Origin of the sequence: Pseudomonas sp. JV245A (assembly GCF_032424515.1) — a bacterium.
Classification (GTDB): domain Bacteria; phylum Pseudomonadota; class Gammaproteobacteria; order Pseudomonadales; family Pseudomonadaceae; genus Aquipseudomonas; species Aquipseudomonas protegens.
The window spans coordinates 1-540 of the sequence record NZ_VYKE01000515.1 but is presented as its reverse complement, the minus strand read 5'-3'; the positions used below and the strand labels follow the sequence as shown (position 1 = coordinate 540).

The following is a 540-nucleotide window of genomic DNA, read 5'->3' as shown; positions in this document are numbered from 1 at the left end:
GCGTTGCTGCTGGGGCTCAACCTGCTGGTGCTGGCCCACGCCGCCCTGGCCCTGAGCCCTCGCCAGGGCTGGCGCCTGAAAGCCTTCGATGCACTGGAGAAACGGGCCGGCTGGCTGCTGACGGCCGCAGGCTTCGCCGCGGCGGTGATGATGCTGGAGCTGGTGTTCGACCCGCGCTACCGCAGCTTCCCCAGCGCGGCCCTGCTACTGCCGGCACTGGTCTACCTGTGCCGCCCGGTGCGAGTGCCGCGCCGGGAGATTGCCCTGCTGACCTTTATCGTCGGTGCCGGCATTGCCCCGCAGTTGTATCAGGAAGGTCTGGCCAACCAGCAGGCCTGGGGCTGGGCCCTGGTCAGCCTGCTGATGGTAGCGGCGCTTTGGCGCAACCTGCGGGCCCGCAGGGCCTGAGGCCATAGGCCATGGCCGCTGCTGCGGCTATGGCTTGCTGGCGCGCACCAGGCGCAAGCCGGCAATCACCACGGCAAATACCGCCAGGGTGGTGTTGTACAGGGCCAGGGCCGGGATGCCGATCAGCAACGC

1 pseudogene is annotated in these 540 nt (G+C 69.3%); it reads left to right on the top strand.

What is annotated here, in order from left to right:
- Positions 1 to 408 (top strand): annotated as a pseudogene (locus tag F6S12_RS32780) (beta (1-6) glucans synthase); the annotation flags it as partial.
- Positions 409 to 540 lie beyond the last annotated feature (132 nt).